The sequence below is a fragment of the Mesorhizobium sp. WSM4976 genome, from assembly GCF_029625685.1.
Taxonomy (GTDB): Bacteria; Pseudomonadota; Alphaproteobacteria; order Rhizobiales; family Rhizobiaceae; genus Mesorhizobium.
Window position 1 is genome coordinate 48,583 of record NZ_JARTVT010000024.1, and the last position, 16,702, is coordinate 65,284.

Sequence of the window (16,702 nt, forward strand, 5' to 3'; positions counted from 1 at the left end):
AGACCACGCGAGGAAAAATGCATGGCCAGTGAAGCAAGCACCATCGCGATTGCCGGCGCCGGCAGCATCGGCTGCTATGTCGGCGGCTGCCTGGCGCTCGCCGGACGCAAGGTCGTCTTCCTGGGCCGCGGCCGCCTCGTCGAGCCCATGCGCGAGGGCGGATTGCGGATCAGCGATCTTGATGGCCGCGACCGCCGCATCGAGGCGCAAGCGATTGCGGTCTCCGACGATCCGGCGATGGCGCTGCGCGACGCGGATATCGTCCTGGTGACGGTGAAGAGCGGCGCGACCGCAGAGATGGCGAAAGTGATCGCCGCCCATGGGCGCCCGGATGCCGTGGTGGTCAGCCTGCAGAACGGCGTCGACAATGCCGACCGGCTGCGTTCCGCGCTCCCTGGACGGCAGGTGTTGACCGGCATGGTGATGTTCAACGTTGTCCTGTCGCCCGATGGCGACGCGCCGCTGCGTGCGCATCGCGCCAGCCAGGGCGAGATGATGATCGATGCCGGCCTCGACGGCCTTGCCGAGCTGCTCAATGTCGACGGGCTTGCTGTCGAGGCGCGCGCCGACATGAAAGCGGTGCAGTGGAGCAAATTGCTGATGAACCTCAACAATGCACTGGTGGCGCTCTCTGACCTGCCGCTGGCGAGGCAACTGGCCGACCGGAGCTGGCGCGTGATCCTGGCCGCCCAGATCGACGAAGCGCTCGCCGCGATCAGGGCGGCGGGCATCGTGCCGGCGCGCATCACGGGGCTGCCGCCAGCGCTGCTGCCGAAAGTGCTGCGGCTGCCCGACTGGCTGTTCGGCCTCCTGGCGCGCCACATGCTTGCGATCGATCTCGAAGCTCGCTCGTCGATGTGGGACGATCTCAAACGGGGCCGCCAGACCGAGATCGATGAGCTGCAGGGCGCGGTCATTCGTCTGGCCAGGCAGGCCGGCATCCCTACGCCGATGAACGAACGAGTCGCAGCTCTGGTCCGTCAGGCTGAAACGGAAGGGCGCGGCCCGCCCGGGCTGGGGCCGGAAGCGGTTAAGGGCACATCCAGGGAGGGAAATTGCTCTAGCGGCGGCCCTCGATCAGCGTGATCTTCTGCCAGATCTTGCGAGAGAGGTTGGAGCTCAGGTTCTCGATGTCATTGACCCCGTCAATGACGACATCGTCATTGACCGACTGCGCGAACAGCGCCGCGACCTTGCCGGTGATCGACAGCATCTCCGAGCAATAGTCGAGATAGCGCGCAAGGTCCGCGGCGTTGGTAAGGCGGGCGGGCGAGTGCGCGGTCGGCCTGAACTCGGCTGATAGCGCCGCCGGGTCCTTGGTCAGCTGATGCATGTCGATGACATGGATCAGCGAGCGCAGCCCGTGCAACTGGCGGAAGACCTTCTTGCGCTTGATGCGCTCCTCGGTGCGGACCAGCGCCAGCAGCCCGAGCACGGCCAGGATGACGGTGTTGATGGTCGCTTCGATGCCTTGCATCGACTGCACGGCGTCATCGGCGCCCGAGATGCGGTCGAGCGGCAGGATCGTGCCGACAAACAGGAACACCGCCACGCCGGCGATGAAGGCCGCAACGATGACGCCGCGCAGCCACCAGATCGGCGTCTCCAGTTCCCTGGCCGCCCCGGCGAGGTCCCGTGACAGCGACACCAGTTCGGCGGCGACGCCGCGCAGGCCGGCATCTGGAAAACGCTCGCCGATCCGCTCCTCCAGCCTTTCGGCCGTCTCGATGATCAGTTGCGGATCAAGCGCGCGGTAGCGCATGACGGCCTCACGAATCGGCCGGCGCGTTGGTGCGCCTGCCGTAGCGGTTCGGTCCGGGATCGCTGCGGAAACAGGAGAGGATGATCAGCAGGATGGGACCGATGATGAGCGAGATCAGCGCAAAATAGGTCGGTTTGCCGAAATCATGGAAGCGCTTTGCCGTGACCGCGAAGGTGGCCCAGGCCGAGATCAGCAGCACGCCCCAGCAGATCATGGCCCAGTTCTGGCTGGCGCTGGTGTTCAACTCCACCCGCGCGAACTGGTAGAACGGAAAAAACTGGACGAGCACCAGCAAGACGCCGGCCAGCGCATAGGCGACCGGGCTCAGCCGCCCCGAAAGGCTGAAGAACAGCCAGAGGAATTGCGATCTTTCAGACAATCGCGTCCGCTCCGTTAAAGCATGTCTCCCGAAAGTGGGAACCGGTTTCGCGACAAAGACATGCGCAGATCAAAAGCCTAAAGCGCAGGGAGCGAATCTGAAAGATCGCGACGCGCTTTAGGCAGGATCAATCGCGCAGCAGCTCGTTGATCGAGGTCTTCGAACGGGTCTTGGCATCGACACGCTTGACGATCACGGCGCAGTAGAGGCTCGGACCGGGCTCGCCATTGGGCAGCGGCTTGCCCGGCAGCGATCCGGCGACCACCACCGAGTTTGCCGGCACCTCGCCGTAGAACACCTCGCCGGTGGCGCGGTCGACGATCTTGGTCGACTGCCCGATGAACACACCCATGCCGAGCACCGAGCCTTCGCGCACGATGCAGCCTTCGACCACTTCCGAGCGCGCGCCGATGAAGCAATTGTCCTCGATGATCGTCGGGCCGGCCTGCATCGGCTCCAGCACCCCGCCGATGCCGACGCCGCCGGACAGATGCACATTCTTGCCAATCTGGGCGCAGGAGCCGACCGAGGCCCAGGTGTCGACCATGGTGCCCGAATCGACATAGGCCCCGACATTGACGAAGGACGGCATCAGCACGGCGCCCGGCGCGACATAGGCCGAGCGGCGCACGATCGAGGATGGCACGGCGCGGAAGCCGGCCTTCTCGAAGTCGACGGCGCTCCAGCCGTCGAACTTCGACGGCACCTTATCCCACCACACGGCATGGCCGGGCCCCCCCTTGATGATCTCCATCGGATTCAGCCGGAAGGAGAGCAGCACCGCCTTCTTCAGCCACTGGTTGACATGCCACTTGCCGTCGTCCTGCCGCTCCGCGACGCGGGCGACACCGCGGTCGAGCAGCTCGAGCGCCGCGAGGATGGCCTCGCGTGTCTCGCCGCGCGTGGCGCTCGAAATCGTGTCGCGCTCCTCGAAGGCCTTTTCGATGGTCGTTTCGAGGCTCGCCAGATCGGGCTTCGACATGATTTCGCTCCATTACCAAGCTGTTAAGGGGCTCAGCCTTAACCTGTTTAAAAGTCGCGCGGACCCTATGTTAAGGCTGAAAGGGGGTCAATCGCGCCAGCGTCACGGGACGCCGCAAGTAAGGGAATTGGACGGGTGGATTCGATGACTCCCATGGAAAAGGCAGGGTGGACGCCGCTGCCGCATTCGGACGAGGACCTGGAACGCGCGAAAAGCGTGCCGGATACCCCGCAAACTCGTGCCGAGACGTACCGGCTGGCCTGGAACGATCCTGACTTCATGACGCGGCGCGAATTGCGGGCCGTGCGGCTGCAGCTCGAACTCTTGAAGCCGGAGATGATCCTGGCCGAACGCGGCATCCGCTCGACCGTGATCCTGTTCGGCGGCGCCCGCCTGCCCGAACCGGGCGGCGAGGCCTGGGCGGCGAAGAATGAGACGCAGAAGAAGAACCTCGAGGCGAACAGCAAATATTACGAGGAAGCGCGCAAATTCGCCCGTCTCTGCTCGCAGCAATCGGCCACCTCCTATTATCGTGAATATGTCGTTGCCACGGGCGGCGGGCCCGGCGTCATGGAGGCCGGCAATCGCGGTGCCGACGACGTCGGCGCCCCGTCGATCGGCTTGAACATCGTGCTGCCGCATGAGCAGGCGCCGAATGCCTATGTGACGCCGGAACTCTGCTTCAACTTCCACTATTTCGCCATCCGCAAGATGCATTTCGTCATGCGTGCCAAGGCGGTCGCCGTCTTTCCGGGCGGCTTCGGTACAATGGACGAGTTCTTCGAAGCCCTGACCCTCATCCAGACCGGCCGTATGGAGCGCGTGCCGGTGATCCTGTTCGGCAAGGCCTTCTGGCGAAGGGTGATCGACCTCGACTTCCTCGCCGAGCAGGGCACGATCTCGCCCGGCGATCAGGATATCATCGATTTCGTGGACACGGCCGAGGAAGCCTGGGACATAATCCGACGCTTCTACGAGCTCTAGGGTCGGCCAGGCTGCCTGCCGCCCCGGTGCGGCATCCGCAGTTTCGATCGGCAGCGGCAATGTCGGCGCCTTCAACAGCGGGCACTGGCAGTGGCGGCGCGTTCGACGGCAACTTCAACGGCCGGGGGAATCGCTGATGAACGGCCTGAAATCATCCAGGCCCATCCGGCCACACGAGCGCCGGGTGGCGGCGAGGCTGCTTGATGGCAACGGCCTCGCGCTCGGCACCCCGCTTGCCGCGTTGCTGGCGGCCGATGCCTCGACCCCAGTCAGGATTGCCGACCTTCCGATCGACGCCGGCGTCACCAACGGCAAATGGCAACACCGGCAATTTCACTGGCAACGGCAATGCCGGCAGCTTCAGCAGCAATTTCAATGGTAGCAGCTTCAACGGCAACGCCATTGCGGCGACGGCCACGGAAATGGATACGCGTCCCCGGCAACGGCAATGGTACGGGAGCCGCGGGCAATCCGGACCTGTGCCGATTCTTGAGGGAGCTGAACGGCTGGCTGGGACTGCCGCCCGGCACGATTCCTGTTTTCGACTAGATTCCGTCATCCGCGCCGACAGTGCTCGCGCGCGGACGGCGACAGGCAATCTGGAGTTGGTCAGGCCGCTACGTCGATGATCGCGGTCAGGAAACCGGAGAGGTCGTCGGTGACGAAATCGACGTCGTCATCATTCGCCGGGTCGCGTTCCCAGATTTCCGAAAAGGTCGGTTCGAAATTGCGCGGCACCACCAGCACGGTCGTCATGCCGAGCGATTTCGGCACGGCCAGATTGCGCGCCAGATCCTCGAACATGACCGCATTGTGCCCGGTCACCGAGTGCAGTTCGGCGAAGCGTTCATAACTCTGGCGCTCCGGCTTGGGATTTAGCCCCGCCGCGACGATGTCGAAGATGGCGTCGAAATGCTCCAATATGCCAAGCTGACGCGCGGTGCGCTCGGCATGCCTGCGGTCGCCATTGGTGAAGATGAATTTGCGCCCCGGAAGTTGGCGGATCGCAGCGCCCAGCACCGGATCCGGCACCAGCCTCGAATAATCGATGTCGTGCACCTTCTCGAGGAAATCGTCGGGATCGATCCCGTGTCGCTTCATCAGCCCGTTCAGCGTCGTGCCATACTCCAGGTAGAGCTCCTTCTGCAGCTTTCGCGCGTCGTCGCGCGAAAGCGTCAGCAGCTCGCCGACATAGGCGGTCATCTTGACGTCGATCTGCGCGAACAGGTTCGAGTGATGCGGATAGAGCGTGTTGTCGAGGTCGAACACCCAGTCCGTGACATGGGCGAAGCGGGAGGGATCGGGTGTCGTTGTCATGGATTTCTTATGGCACGCCGGCGCTGACTTTATCCACAACTTATGCGCGCCACGAAATGTGAAAATGAGCTCTCGGTTCAAATTTTAAAAGTCTCGGAAAGGTCACCTTTAACGCTTGCTGGCACAGAGGCTCTCCGTTGGGAGCAAGTGATGAGTCGCATATTCCTGAAGGCCGCTGCCGTGGCGTTCGCCTCGGTCGCTGGCTCGCTGTTGTTGACGATGATTGTGGTTCCGGCGATGGGCTTTCCGATGAGCCGCACCGTCTGGCTGGCGTCGACCGTCTGCCCGCTCGTGCTCGCCTGGGCCGCCAGCGCCGGCAGCTTCTGGCACAGCGACCGGTTGCAGAACGCCCATCGCGAGCTTGCCCGTGCACACGCGCAGCTCGCCGCCGCGCACCGTCGCCTCTCCGAAAAGGCAAGCCGCGACCACATGACAGGCATGCTCAACCGCGAAACCTTCTTTGCCGCGCTCGACGGATCGCGACGCAAGAGCGATCGCGGCGCGCTGCTCATCATCGACGCCGATCACTTCAAGAGGATCAATGACAGCTACGGTCATCTGACGGGGGACGAGGCGCTGCTTCTGATCGCCGGCGCCATCGAGCGTGGCGTGCGCAGCGGCGACGTGCTTGGCCGCATCGGCGGCGAGGAATTCGCGGCTTTCCTGGTCGGCGCCAGCGAGCGTGAGGCCAAGCATGTCGCCGAACGCATCCGCCGCGAGGTCGAGCTGATCCGTTTCCGCCCCGGCGACGAGCGCACCTTGCCGCTCACCGTCTCGATCGGAGGCGTAACTTGCGGCGAGAGCGCAACCGTTTCCGATTTGATGCGCGCGGCCGACCGCAGGCTCTACGAGGCGAAGAACCGCGGCCGCAACCTTTCGATTCTCGACCGCGAGCTTCCCGAAGCGGCTTGAGGACGCGTCGCGGGCGCACCGCGCTCGCTTGCCGGCTGGGTGAGCACCTCGGCAACGTGATCGCCGTCTGACACAGGATGTGTGCGGAAGCTCAAAGCGGCCCAGCTGCCTCCGGCAACTGAACCGCCCTGAATGTCGGTTGGGCGAAAACCGACCTCAGACCGTGGCAGGATCGAGCGCCGGCTCGCCTTTGAAGCGTGAGACGATGCCCGCAAGGTCGCCCTTCGCGAAAGCATCACGCAGCGCATCGAAGGACGGCAGCACGAAATAGGCGCGCTGGAACTTGTCGATCTCATAACCGGTGCGCATCACTGTCTCGAGGTCGAACGGCACATGGTGGGCGTCCTTGCTCTCGACCGCGAATTGCAGCTCGGTGAAGGACGACATCAGCCCGGCGCCGAAAGCCTTCAACGGCTGACCTTCCTCCTGGATGAGGCCGTATTCGGCGCTGTACCAGTAAAGCCTCGTGATCATCTCGTCGCCGCCGAGCGCGATCACGTCCTCGGCCTTCTCGCCATACATCTGCATGAAATCGGCGAACACCGGCTGGGTCAGGATCGGCACATGGCCAAAGAAATCGTGGAACATGTCCGGCTCGACGATGTAGTCGATTTCTTTCTTCGTCCGCAGCCAGTTGGTCACCGGAAAACGCCGATTGGCGAGATGGTCGAAGAACGGTCCGGCCGGGATCAGGCCGGGCACGGCGACGATCTCCCAGCCGGTCAGCTTGGTGAGCTTCTGGCTTACCTCGTCGAAATCCGGAATCCTGTCCAGCAGCCCGAGCGCCGCGACGCCGTCGAGATAGGAACGGTGCGCGAGCTTCTGGGTCAGCTTCGTCTGGCGGTCGCAAAGGGTGCGCCACACCGCCTGCTCCTCGGTGGAATAATCGTAGCCTTGCGCCACCGTGAAATCGCTGCGGCAGACCGAATAGTCGCCACGAAGGCCCTGCGCCGCGCATTCGGCTGCGTAATCGGCAACGCTGATCGTCATCATATCCTCCTCAAGATCGTGATCCGCGGATCGTGGAAGGAAGTGTAGGAGCGATTGCCGAGGCAAATCTGCCCTTGTTTGTAGCTCGTCCTCTCATTTTGAGGTAAAATAACTCAGATCAATGGTAGGTCGAGGAAACATGCCTCAATTCGACGATTTCGAGATAAAGATGCTCGACATCTTGCAGCGCGACGGCCGCAAGCCCGTGTCGGAGCTGGCGCAGGAGATCGGACTGTCGACCACGCCATGCGCGCGCCGCTTCGAGGCGTTGCAGGAAACCGGCATCATCAAGGGCTTTGCCGCCGTGCTCAGCCGCCGCGCCATCGGCCTGACGGTCGAAGTGTTTATTCAGGTGCGGCTGGTCAGCCACAGCGACGGCTCGCCCGAAAGTTTCATAGCCGCCGTCCAGCGCATGGACGAGGTCTCGTCCTGCTGGACGATGACCGGCGACCACGATTTCCTGCTGCATGTCATGGTGCCGTCGGTGGACGACTTGAACGCCTTCGTCATGCACCGGCTGATGCGGCTGCCCGGCGTACGCGACGTCCACACGCAACTGGTGCTGCAGAACATAAAGGGCCCCGGCCATGTGCCGCTCAGCCATCTGCGGCGCTAGGATCTATCGGGCGATTTCTCCGGAAAAGCTGCGGGGAAACTGCTGAACCGCGCCAAGGCGGCTTCGTCATCGGCAATTAGCACAAGCGGACCAACATGGAGGTCCGCCTTGAACATCGTACTAATCAATCCGCCGCACACGGCCATCGGCAGCCGCGTGCCCGACGACCATTTGCCGCCGCTCGGCCTGTTGGCGATCGGCGGACCGCTGATCGACTCGGGCCATCAGGTGCGTCTGATCGATGCCGAGTTCGGTCCGATGCCGCTTACGGCGCTGGTGGAAGAGGCGCTGGGCGATGATCCGGATTTCATCCTGATCGGCCATTCCGGCTCGACCTCGGCGCATCCGACGGCCTTGAAGATCGCCGAGATGATCAAGGCGCGCGCGCCAAGCGTCATCGTCATCTATGGCGGCGTCTTTCCGACCTATCACTGGCGAGACGTCCTGGCCGCGACAGACGTCTTCGATTTCATCGTACGCGGAGAGGGCGAGGCGACAGCGACGGCACTGGTCGAGGCGATCGAGATGCGCCAGCCGGTGGCCAGCGTCGCCGGCATCGCCTATCGCGACGATTTCGGCCGCCCGGTGGCGACGCAAGCGGCGATGACGGTCGCCGACCTCGACGCCTGGCGCGTCGGCTGGGAGCTGATCGACTATCGCCGCTACTCCTATTGGGGCGGCAAGCGGGCGGTGGTCATGCAGTTTTCGCGCGGCTGCCCGCATTTGTGCAATTATTGCGGCCAGCGCGGCTTTTGGACCCGCTGGCGCCACCGCGATCCGGTCAAATTTGCCAAGGAGATCGCCTGGCTGCACCGCGAGCACGGCGTCGAGCTGATCAATTTGGCGGACGAGAACCCGACCTCCTCGAAGAAAGCCTGGCGCGCCTTTCTCGATGCCATGATCGCCGAGCACGTGCCGGTGCTGATCGTCGGCTCGACCCGCGCCGACGACATCGTGCGCGACGCCGACATCCTGCACCTTTATCGCAAGGCAGGTGTCATCCGCTGGCTGCTCGGCATGGAGAACACCGACGAGGAGACGCTGTCATTGATCCGCAAGGGCGGCAGCACCAAATCGGACCGCGAAGCGATCCGGCTGCTCAGGCGGCACGGCATCCTGTCGATGGCGACCTGGGTCGCCGGCTTCGAGGACGAGAGGCTTCGCGATCTCTGGCGCGGCTTCCGCCAGCTCATCGCCTATGATCCGGACCAGATCCAGGCTCTCTACGTCACGCCGCACCGCTGGACGCCGTTTTTCCGCATCGCTGCCGACCGCAAGGTGATCCAGAAGGACGTTCGCCTCTGGGATTACAAGCACCAGGTCCTGCATTTGACCCGGCTGAAACCCTGGATGCTGTTCTTCGCCATCAAGCTGATCGAAGTGGCTGTGCAGTCGCGCCCGAAGGCCTTGGCGCGGATTCTTTTACACCCCGATCCCGAGCAGCGGCATTCGATGCGCTGGTACACGAAGATGGGGCGCCGCGTCTGGTTCCGCGAGGTCTGGGGGTTTCTCGCCCGCGATCGCCGCGTCACGGACGGCCCGACGCTCGCCGAGTTCTGGGGCGCGCCGCAGGACGCCGAGGAGGAATCCATGGTCCTCCGGCGACCGGTCCGAGAGCCGGCTGCGATCCTTGAATATCAAAGAAGATTAGCCGGCTGAATAAGCTCACCGTTTCGCGAAATGGCGAACTGCCTTCTCATGGGACGATCAGGGTACCGGCGCCGTGCTCGGTGAAGAGCTCGAGCAGTACCGAATGCGGCGTCTTGCCGTTGAGGATGACGACGCCCTCGACGCCGCGCTCGATCGCCTCGATGCAGGTCTCGACCTTCGGGATCATGCCGCCGTAAACCGTGCCGTCCTTGATCAGCGCCTTGGCCTCCGCGACGGTCAGCTCGTCGATCAACTTCTTGTTCTTGTCGAGCACGCCCGGCACGTCGGTGAGGAAGAGCAGCCGCGAGGCGCGGCAGGCGCCGGCGATGGCGCCCGCAAATGTGTCGGCGTTGATGTTGTAGGTATGGCCGTCGCGCCCGGGCGCCACCGGCGCCAGCACCGGGATCATCTCCGAACGCGCGAGCAGATCGAGCAGCGTGCGGTCGACCTCGACCGGCTCGCCGACGAAGCCGAGATCCAGCACCCGCTCGATGTTGGAATCCGGGTCGATCATGGTCTTGCGCGCCTTTTCGGCGAACACCATGTTGCCGTCCTTGCCGCAGAGCCCGATCGCCCACTCGCCCTCGGCGTTGATCAGCGCCACGATTTCCTTGTTGATCGAGCCGGCCAGCACCATCTCGACGATCTCGACCGTCTTCTGGTCGGTGACGCGCAAGCCCCCCTCGAACTTGGATTCGATGCCCATCTTGCTCAGCATCGCGCCGATCTGCGGCCCGCCGCCATGCACGACGATCGGGTTGACGCCGGACTGTTTCAGCAGTGCGATGTCGCGGGCGAAGGCCTTGCCGAGCTCAGTGTCGCCCATGGCATGGCCGCCATATTTCACCACCACCGTCTTGTGCTCATAGCGCTGCATGTAAGGCAGCGCGCGCGAGAGCAGCGCGGCCTGCATTTCGGCGTTGGCGGCGACGTCCGTCATCGGTATCGATCCTGGCTGGCGTGGATGGCGGCGTCTTAGCGGGAATTGCCGCAGGTCGCAAACGCCTTTGCGGTCACAATGACGAAATCGTGGATCCTCTAAGCAGGCACCTTGAGCGGCGCGCGCCGCTTCAGCCATCCGGAAAGCTTCTCCATCTGCGCGGCGAAAGATAGCAGCGTCTCCTCGTCGCCGGGGCGCCCCGCCGCCTGGATGCCGAGCGGCAGGCCGTCCGCCGTGACATGCACCGGCAGCGCGATCGACGGCTGGCCGCTGACATTCTGGATCGCCGGCCAGTGGGTGAACCAAAGGCTCTTGTCCATCAGCTGGCCGAAGAACGACTTGACCTTGAGCAGGCTGGTGAGACGCAACTTATCGAGCAGGTTCTCGAGGAACTCGTCGGCGCCCTTGGGGTCCATCGCACCGCAGGCCAAAGGCGGATGCGCGATGATCGGCATCAGCACGGCGTCGTAGCGCGCGGTCTCCTCAATCAGCCGCCGCGCTGTGGCGTTGAGACGCTGCACGCCGTCATAGACTTCGCCGGCGGACAGCATTTCACCGAGCCGGCCGAGCACGCGCGTGGCGCGCTCCACCTCGCCGGTCACCGGCCGGCCGATGCGCTGCGCCTCGCCCCTAATCGTGCCGGCAACCGCCGAGGCGACACTCCGGCAAAAATCGGCGATGAAATCGCGGCCGATATAGGGCAGGTCGATCTCCTCCACCGTGTGGCCGCCCTCGCGCGCCAGCGCCACCGCGGTGTCGAGCGCCGCAAGCGTGTCGGCCGAGATCGGCAGGCCGAGCGGCGACTTGCGATAGACGGCAAGGCTGAGCTTGCCCGGGTCGCGCGCCGCGGCGACCGCGAAGAAACCTTGCGGGGCACGCGCCGCGTAGGGCGAGAGCGGATCGGCGCCATGGGTGAGATCGAGCAGCAGCGCGCTATCGCGCACCGAGCGGCTGACGGCATGGTCGACGACCATGCCGTACCAGCTTTCGCTGACCAGCGGCGTCAGCGGCACACGGCCGCGTGAGGTTTTCAGGCCGACCAGCCCACTGCAGGCCGAAGGCACGCGGATCGAGCCGCCTCCATCGGAGGCATGCGCCGCCGGCACCACGCCCGCCGCCACCAGCGCCGCCGCGCCCCCGGAGGAGCCTCCGGTCGTGTGGCCGGTGTTCCAGGGGTTCCGGGTGATGCCGAAGCGGGCTGACTCCGTCATCAGCCGCAGCCCATGCTCCGGTGAGGTGCTGGTGGCGATCGGGATCAGGCCGGCGGCGAGATAGCGCTCGACCATCACCGAGTTGAAATCGGCGGTGAATGGCGGGATGCGGCTGCCGCCGTGGATCGGAACGCCCTTGAGGCCGATGCCGAGATCCTTGAGTGCGAAGGGCACGCCGGCCAGCGGCAGCGTGCGGTCGACTGTCTTCGCCCGCGCCCGCGCGGCGTCGTAAAGCGGCGTGGCGATTGCATTGATGTCCGGTCGCGTCGCCTCGGCGCGCGCGATCGCCGCGTCGACCAGTTCCTGCGGCGCGACCTCGCCCCGGTGCACGAGCTCGCCCAGCCCGGTCGCATCCTGTTCCCAAAGCAAGCGTTCGATCGACATCCGCATCCCCGATTTTTGAGGAGGCTATCGACGCCCGATTAGCTTGGCAACGGCCCATGCCCAAGCGCCGGATCGGCTCGCGGCTGCCGGTGAGAACGAGCCCTCCGGCGCCCGTTGCAATTAAGTTGCAATCTTCTAATTTGCCGCCATGGCGCCGCAGGACATCAGCAAGCTGATAGTCCGGACTTCGATGAAGGACCGGGCCGCGTTCGATCTGCTTTACAGGCAGACCAGCGCGAAACTTTTCGGCGTTTGCCTTCGTGTCTTGAGGGACCGGGGTGATGCGGAAGAAGCGCTGCAGGAAGTCTTCGTCAAGATATGGACGAAGGCGGACCGCTTCGCGGTTTCCGATCTGAGCCCGATTTCCTGGCTGGTGGCCGTTGCGCGCAACCATGCGATCGATCGAATCAGGGCGCGGCGCAGTCCTTCCGCCAACATCGATGTGGCCCTCGACGTCGCCGATCCGACGCCGGGACCTGAGGCCACGGCGGTGGCGGGCGGCGAGACCGAACGCATCCACCATTGCCTCGAAGAGTTGGAGAAGGACCGGGCAGCGGCCGTCCGGGGCGCCTATCTAAATGGCGAAAGCTATGCCGAGCTGGCGGAGCGCTTCAAGGTTCCGCTGAACACGATGCGGACCTGGCTGCGGCGAAGCCTGCTCAAACTGAGAGAATGCCTGGAAAGATGACGCTGGCGGAAGACAACGGACCGGAACGTGGAGGCGACGACCTGCTCGCCGCCGAATACGTTCTCGGCGTGCTGGCTGCCGACGACCGCCAGATCGCGTCCCGCCGCATCGATACCGAGGCGGCCTTCGCCCGGCTGGTCGATGCCTGGGAGGTACATTTCGCGCCGATGGCCGCCATCTATGCCGCAGTCGAGCCGCCGGCTTCTGTCAAGGTGGCGATCGACAGGCGGCTGTTCGCATCGTCCGCCCCCAACTCAACGGCGCCCAGCGGTGGCCTATGGCGCAGCCTCGCCTTCTGGCGCGGCCTTGCCGCCGCGGCCATTGCCGCTTTGGCTGTCTATATCGCCCTGCCTTACGTCAATCCGCCGGTTCAGCCGCCCGGGACCAGGCTGGTCGCGTCGCTCGCCGCCGACAACAGCAACGTCAAATACCTCGCCGTCTATGACGCCGTCCGCCACGAGGTCGGCCTGTCGCTGGTCTCCGGCGATCACGGTGCCGGCAAGGACTTCGAGCTGTGGATGATCGAAGGCAAGAATGCGCCGGTCTCGATGGGCGTCATCCCGGCCGGCCAGACCGCGCGCATGGCCGTGGCACCTGCCATCCAGCAGAAGCTGGCGCAGGGCGCCGTGCTCGCCGTCAGCCTTGAGCCTTCGGGCGGTTCGCCGACCGGCCAGCCAACCGGCCCTGTCGTTGCCGCGGGTGACCTGAAGGGCATCTGATCCCGGACGACACGTTCTCAAGAGCAATGAATGTCTATCTCCTGCCTTGGCAGGAACGCGAAGTTCGCTCTCAACGCGAGCAGAGCGAGTGGAATAAATCGAGCGAAGGAAAATCTATCGGCATTCGTGAAACTAACTTTTTTCTGGCCCGTATCTCCCGCGTTCCCAAAGGATGGGAAAAACAACCCGAGGAGACTGACACAATGCGTAAAATCGCCACCCTTTTGCTTGCCTCCACGCTTGGCCTTTCCGCAATCGGCGCCGTTGCCTATGCCAATCCGATGGTTGGCGGCGCGCCGATGTATGCCAAGAAGAACATCATCGAGAACGCCGTCAATTCGAAGGACCACACCACGCTGGTCGCCGCCGTCAAGGCCGCCGGCCTGGTCGACACGCTGCAGGGCGCCGGTCCCTTCACTGTCTTTGCGCCGACCAACGAAGCCTTCGCGGCGCTGCCCGCTGGCACGGTCGACACGCTGCTCAAGCCCGAGAACAAGGACAAGCTGACCAAGGTGCTGACCTGCCACGTCATCGCCGCCAAGGCGCTGGCCGCCGATGTTGCCAAGATGGCCAAGGCCGATGGCGGCGCCCACCAGGTCAAGACGGTTGGCGGCTGCGAGCTGACGCTGAAGGCCGAGAAGGGCAAGGTCACTGTCACCGACGAGAACGGCAATGTCGCCCATGTCACCATCGCCGATGTCCGCCAGTCGAACGGCGTCATCCACGTCATCGACAAGGTTCTCTTGCCGAAGATGTAACAAAGCGTACCTGGCCGGCGAAGACATGGCTGAGCGCCGGCTGCGACATCCAAGGTCCGCGCCGCCGGCAAGGGTGTGCTCCGCGTCGCGCCGCAAGAAGGGCGGCGCGGAGCAGCATCCTCAACAATAGCGGATAGGGCGTCACCGGCTTTTGATTTCCGAGTGGTGTTCCATCTTGGCAAAATGCGTCAGGAGGAACGGCTATGAACCGTCGCGATTTTCTCTGGAGCGGGGCGGCCGCCACCGCTCTCATCGTTGGAACCGGAGCGATGCTGCGCGCCGGGGGACCGAAGCCCGCTCTCGCCGCCGAGACCTTCGAAGTCACCAAGACCGATGCCGAATGGCATGCCATTCTCTCGGACGAAGCCTTCGACGTGCTGCGCAAGCAGGGCACGGAATATCCCGGCACCAGCCCGCTGCTCAACGAGCACCGCAAAGGCATCTTCGCCTGCGCCGGCTGCGACCTGCCGGTCTATTCGTCGGAGACGAAATTCGATTCCGGCACCGGCTGGCCGAGCTTCTGGCAGGAGATCGCCAACTCCATCGGCAAGACCGTGGACAATTCGCTCGGCATGACCCGCACCGAGGTGCATTGCCGCCGCTGCGGCGGCCATCTCGGCCATGTCTTCGATGACGGTCCGCCGCCCACCGGCCTGCGCCATTGCATCAACGGCGTGGCGCTGAGCTTCAAGCCAGCGTCTGCCTGATCACTTTCAACTGCGCGAAATGAATGACCCCGGAAATCGTCGCCGATTTCCGGGGTCACGTGTTGAGGAGACCAGGCGGGGGTTCCGGCTCCTCAATGGCCTCCGCCGCCACCGCCGCCCTGCTGGGCGGGCTTGTTGATGAACAGCACGAAAAATCCGAGCGAGGCGAACAACACCGTCAGCATCATGAACACGTCCATGAAGGACAAAAGCGCCGCCTGCTGCTGCACCATGGCCGACAGTTTCGAGATCGCCGCGCTCGTGGCGTCGAGCCCTGCGGTCTGCTGGAAAGTCAGCTCCATGTTCTGCACCTTGGTCTGCGCGGCGGCGCTGCCCCACTGCACATGCTCGGCGAGCCGCGCATAGTGGAAGGCGTTGCGGTCGATCAGCACGGTGTTGATCAGCGCCAGGCCGACGGCGCCGCCGAGGTTGCGGGTCAGGTTGAACAGGCCCGACGCATTCTTCAGCCGTTCCGGCGGCAAAGTGCCGAGCGCGATATTGTTGATCGGCACCATGCACAACATCATCGAGCAGCCGCGCAGGATCTGCGGGATCAAGAGCTCATAGAAATCCCAGTCGGCGGTAAGATGCGTCATCCACCACGTGCCGGTGGCGAAGCCCAGGAAGCCGATCATCATCATCAGCCTGAGATCGATTTTGTTCGACAGGATGCCGGCGACCGGCGCGGTGAAGAACATCGCCAGGCCGCTGACGAACAGCGCTTCGCCGATCATCATCGAATCGTAGCCGCGGATACGGCCGAGGAACACCGGATAGAGATAGGTGAGTCCGTAAAGGCCGATGCCGACGACGAAGGAGAACAGCGAGCCGAAGGCGAAGTTGATGTTGCTGAAGGCCCTGAGGTCGACGATCGGCTCCTCGGCGGTGAAGACGCGCCAGAAGAAGATGATGCCGCCGATGGTCATGATGACGGCGCAGACGAATACCGCCGGCTCCTGCAGCCAGTCATGGTTCGGGCCTTCCTCCAGCACATATTCCATGCAGCCGAGGAAAGCGGCCATGCCGATCAGGCCCCACCAGTCGAACTTGGAGAACAGTTTTAGGTTGGGCTTGTCGAAGTCGATCAGTGCCCACGCCGCCGTCGCCACCAGGATACCGGGCACGACATTGATCAGGAACAGCCAGTGCCAGGACATGGCGTGGCTGATATAGCCGCCCACCGTCGGACCGATCGTCGGCGCCAGCGTCGCCACCAGGCCGATCATCGGCGAGACGACGGCGCGCTTGGAAGGCGGGAAGATGGTGAAGGCGGCCGCGAAGACGCTGGGGATCATGCCGCCGCCGATGAAACCCTGGATGGCGCGATAGACGATCATCTGGTCGATGTTGGTTGCGGTGGCGGCGAGCGCGCTGGCCGCGGTGAAGCCGGCGGCCGCCGTGGTGAACAGCACGCGCGTCGACAGCATGCGGCTAAGGAAGCCCGACAGCGGGATCATCACCACCTCGGCGATCAGATAGGCGGTCTGCACCCACGGGATCTCGTCGGAGCTGGCGCTGAGGCCCGCCTGGATTTCCGACAGCGAGGCCGAGACGATCTGGATGTCGAGGATCGCCATGAACATGCCGAACACCATCGCCAGAAAGGCAATGACGCGGCGCACGGGCATATGGTCCGTGGGCAGCGCCGGCGCGGCAGCGGCCGAGCGTCCGGGCATTGCTCCTGCGGTGATGGTTGCGGTTGC

General features: G+C 64.2%; 18 protein-coding genes. 10 read left to right on the plus strand and 8 right to left on the minus strand.

Annotation, left to right across the window (positions count from 1 at the left end; genetic code table 11):
- Positions 1-21: 21 nt before the first annotated feature.
- Positions 22-1,086: a 2-dehydropantoate 2-reductase gene (locus P9272_RS26115; protein ID WP_278162768.1), complete on the plus strand. Its 1,065-nt coding sequence runs from the start codon at positions 22-24 to the stop codon at positions 1,084-1,086.
- Here P9272_RS26115 and P9272_RS26120 read toward each other — a convergent pair.
- The 3 genes from P9272_RS26120 to dapD all read right to left on the minus strand — a co-directional run bounded on the left by P9272_RS26120 (position 1,061) and on the right by dapD (position 3,123).
- Complete coding sequence (locus P9272_RS26120; RefSeq protein ID WP_278162769.1) at positions 1,061-1,762, minus strand: hypothetical protein; 702 nt, start codon at positions 1,760-1,762, stop codon at positions 1,061-1,063. The two genes, P9272_RS26115 and P9272_RS26120, sit on opposite strands and share 26 nt — an antisense overlap.
- 7 nt (positions 1,763-1,769) lie before the next feature.
- On the minus strand, positions 1,770-2,141 hold the full coding sequence (locus tag P9272_RS26125) for a DUF805 domain-containing protein (protein ID WP_128258640.1): 372 nt from the start codon (positions 2,139-2,141) through the stop codon (positions 1,770-1,772).
- A 127-nt stretch (positions 2,142-2,268) separates the two neighbouring features.
- Positions 2,269-3,123: a 2,3,4,5-tetrahydropyridine-2,6-dicarboxylate N-succinyltransferase gene (gene dapD, locus P9272_RS26130; RefSeq protein WP_128258639.1), complete on the minus strand. Its 855-nt coding sequence runs from the start codon at positions 3,121-3,123 to the stop codon at positions 2,269-2,271.
- A gap of 144 nt (positions 3,124-3,267) precedes the next feature.
- Here dapD and P9272_RS26135 point away from each other — a divergent pair, with 144 nt between their 5' ends.
- Both P9272_RS26135 and P9272_RS26140 read left to right on the plus strand, forming a co-directional pair.
- Entirely contained in the window at positions 3,268-4,107 is an 840-nt protein-coding gene (locus tag P9272_RS26135) for an LOG family protein (protein WP_128258638.1), read from the plus strand.
- 136 nt (positions 4,108-4,243) lie between these two features.
- Positions 4,244-4,489 carry a hypothetical protein gene (locus tag P9272_RS26140; protein WP_278162770.1) on the plus strand — a complete coding sequence of 82 codons (246 nt, stop codon included), beginning with the start codon at positions 4,244-4,246 and terminating at the stop codon, positions 4,487-4,489.
- 227 nt (positions 4,490-4,716) lie between these two features.
- Here P9272_RS26140 and P9272_RS26145 read toward each other — a convergent pair whose 3' ends face one another.
- Positions 4,717-5,424, minus strand: a complete 708-nt coding sequence (locus tag P9272_RS26145; protein ID WP_128258636.1) for a pyrimidine 5'-nucleotidase — start codon at positions 5,422-5,424, stop codon at positions 4,717-4,719.
- Positions 5,425-5,574: 150 nt separating this feature from the next.
- Here P9272_RS26145 and P9272_RS26150 point away from each other — a divergent pair, with 150 nt between their 5' ends.
- Positions 5,575-6,336, plus strand: coding sequence for a GGDEF domain-containing protein (locus P9272_RS26150; RefSeq protein ID WP_278162771.1), 762 nt, complete (start codon positions 5,575-5,577; stop codon positions 6,334-6,336).
- Positions 6,337-6,492: 156 nt separating this feature from the next.
- Here P9272_RS26150 and phhA read toward each other — a convergent pair whose 3' ends face one another.
- Complete coding sequence (gene phhA, locus P9272_RS26155) at positions 6,493-7,329, minus strand: phenylalanine 4-monooxygenase (RefSeq protein WP_278162773.1); 837 nt, start codon at positions 7,327-7,329, stop codon at positions 6,493-6,495.
- 136 nt (positions 7,330-7,465) lie between these two features.
- Here phhA and P9272_RS26160 point away from each other — a divergent pair, with 136 nt between their 5' ends.
- Positions 7,466-7,942: an Lrp/AsnC family transcriptional regulator gene (locus P9272_RS26160; protein WP_278162774.1), complete on the plus strand. Its 477-nt coding sequence runs from the start codon at positions 7,466-7,468 to the stop codon at positions 7,940-7,942.
- Between the two features lie 108 nt (positions 7,943-8,050).
- Complete coding sequence (gene bchE / locus P9272_RS26165; RefSeq protein WP_278162775.1) at positions 8,051-9,601, plus strand: magnesium-protoporphyrin IX monomethyl ester anaerobic oxidative cyclase; 1,551 nt, start codon at positions 8,051-8,053, stop codon at positions 9,599-9,601.
- A gap of 37 nt (positions 9,602-9,638) precedes the next feature.
- Here bchE and argB read toward each other — a convergent pair whose 3' ends face one another.
- A complete protein-coding gene (gene argB / locus P9272_RS26170; RefSeq protein WP_278162777.1) occupies positions 9,639-10,532 on the minus strand; it encodes an acetylglutamate kinase in 894 nt (297 codons plus the stop codon).
- 98 nt (positions 10,533-10,630) lie between these two features.
- Positions 10,631-12,127 (minus strand): amidase, encoded by a 1,497-nt coding sequence (locus tag P9272_RS26175; RefSeq protein ID WP_128258631.1) that lies wholly within the window; start codon positions 12,125-12,127, stop codon positions 10,631-10,633.
- A gap of 148 nt (positions 12,128-12,275) precedes the next feature.
- Between P9272_RS26175 and P9272_RS26180 the strand changes: the two genes are divergently transcribed.
- From P9272_RS26180 to msrB, 4 genes are all read left to right on the plus strand, one after another.
- The gene (locus P9272_RS26180) at positions 12,276-12,815 is read left to right on the plus strand and encodes a sigma-70 family RNA polymerase sigma factor (protein ID WP_128258630.1); all 540 of its coding nucleotides are present in this window, start codon (positions 12,276-12,278) and stop codon (positions 12,813-12,815) included.
- On the plus strand, positions 12,812-13,534 hold the full coding sequence (locus P9272_RS26185; RefSeq protein ID WP_278162817.1) for an anti-sigma factor: 723 nt from the start codon (positions 12,812-12,814) through the stop codon (positions 13,532-13,534). Before P9272_RS26180 ends, P9272_RS26185 begins: the two co-directional genes overlap by 4 nt.
- Before the next feature lie 203 nt (positions 13,535-13,737).
- Complete coding sequence (locus P9272_RS26190) at positions 13,738-14,292, plus strand: fasciclin domain-containing protein (protein WP_128258629.1); 555 nt, start codon at positions 13,738-13,740, stop codon at positions 14,290-14,292.
- A 203-nt stretch (positions 14,293-14,495) separates the two neighbouring features.
- Positions 14,496-14,999, plus strand: a complete 504-nt coding sequence (gene msrB, locus P9272_RS26195) for a peptide-methionine (R)-S-oxide reductase MsrB (protein ID WP_278162778.1) — start codon at positions 14,496-14,498, stop codon at positions 14,997-14,999.
- Between the two features lie 92 nt (positions 15,000-15,091).
- Here the strand turns inward: msrB and P9272_RS26200 are convergent, their stop codons facing one another.
- Positions 15,092-16,675, minus strand: coding sequence for a DHA2 family efflux MFS transporter permease subunit (locus tag P9272_RS26200; RefSeq protein WP_278162818.1), 1,584 nt, complete (start codon positions 16,673-16,675; stop codon positions 15,092-15,094).
- Positions 16,676-16,702 lie beyond the last annotated feature (27 nt).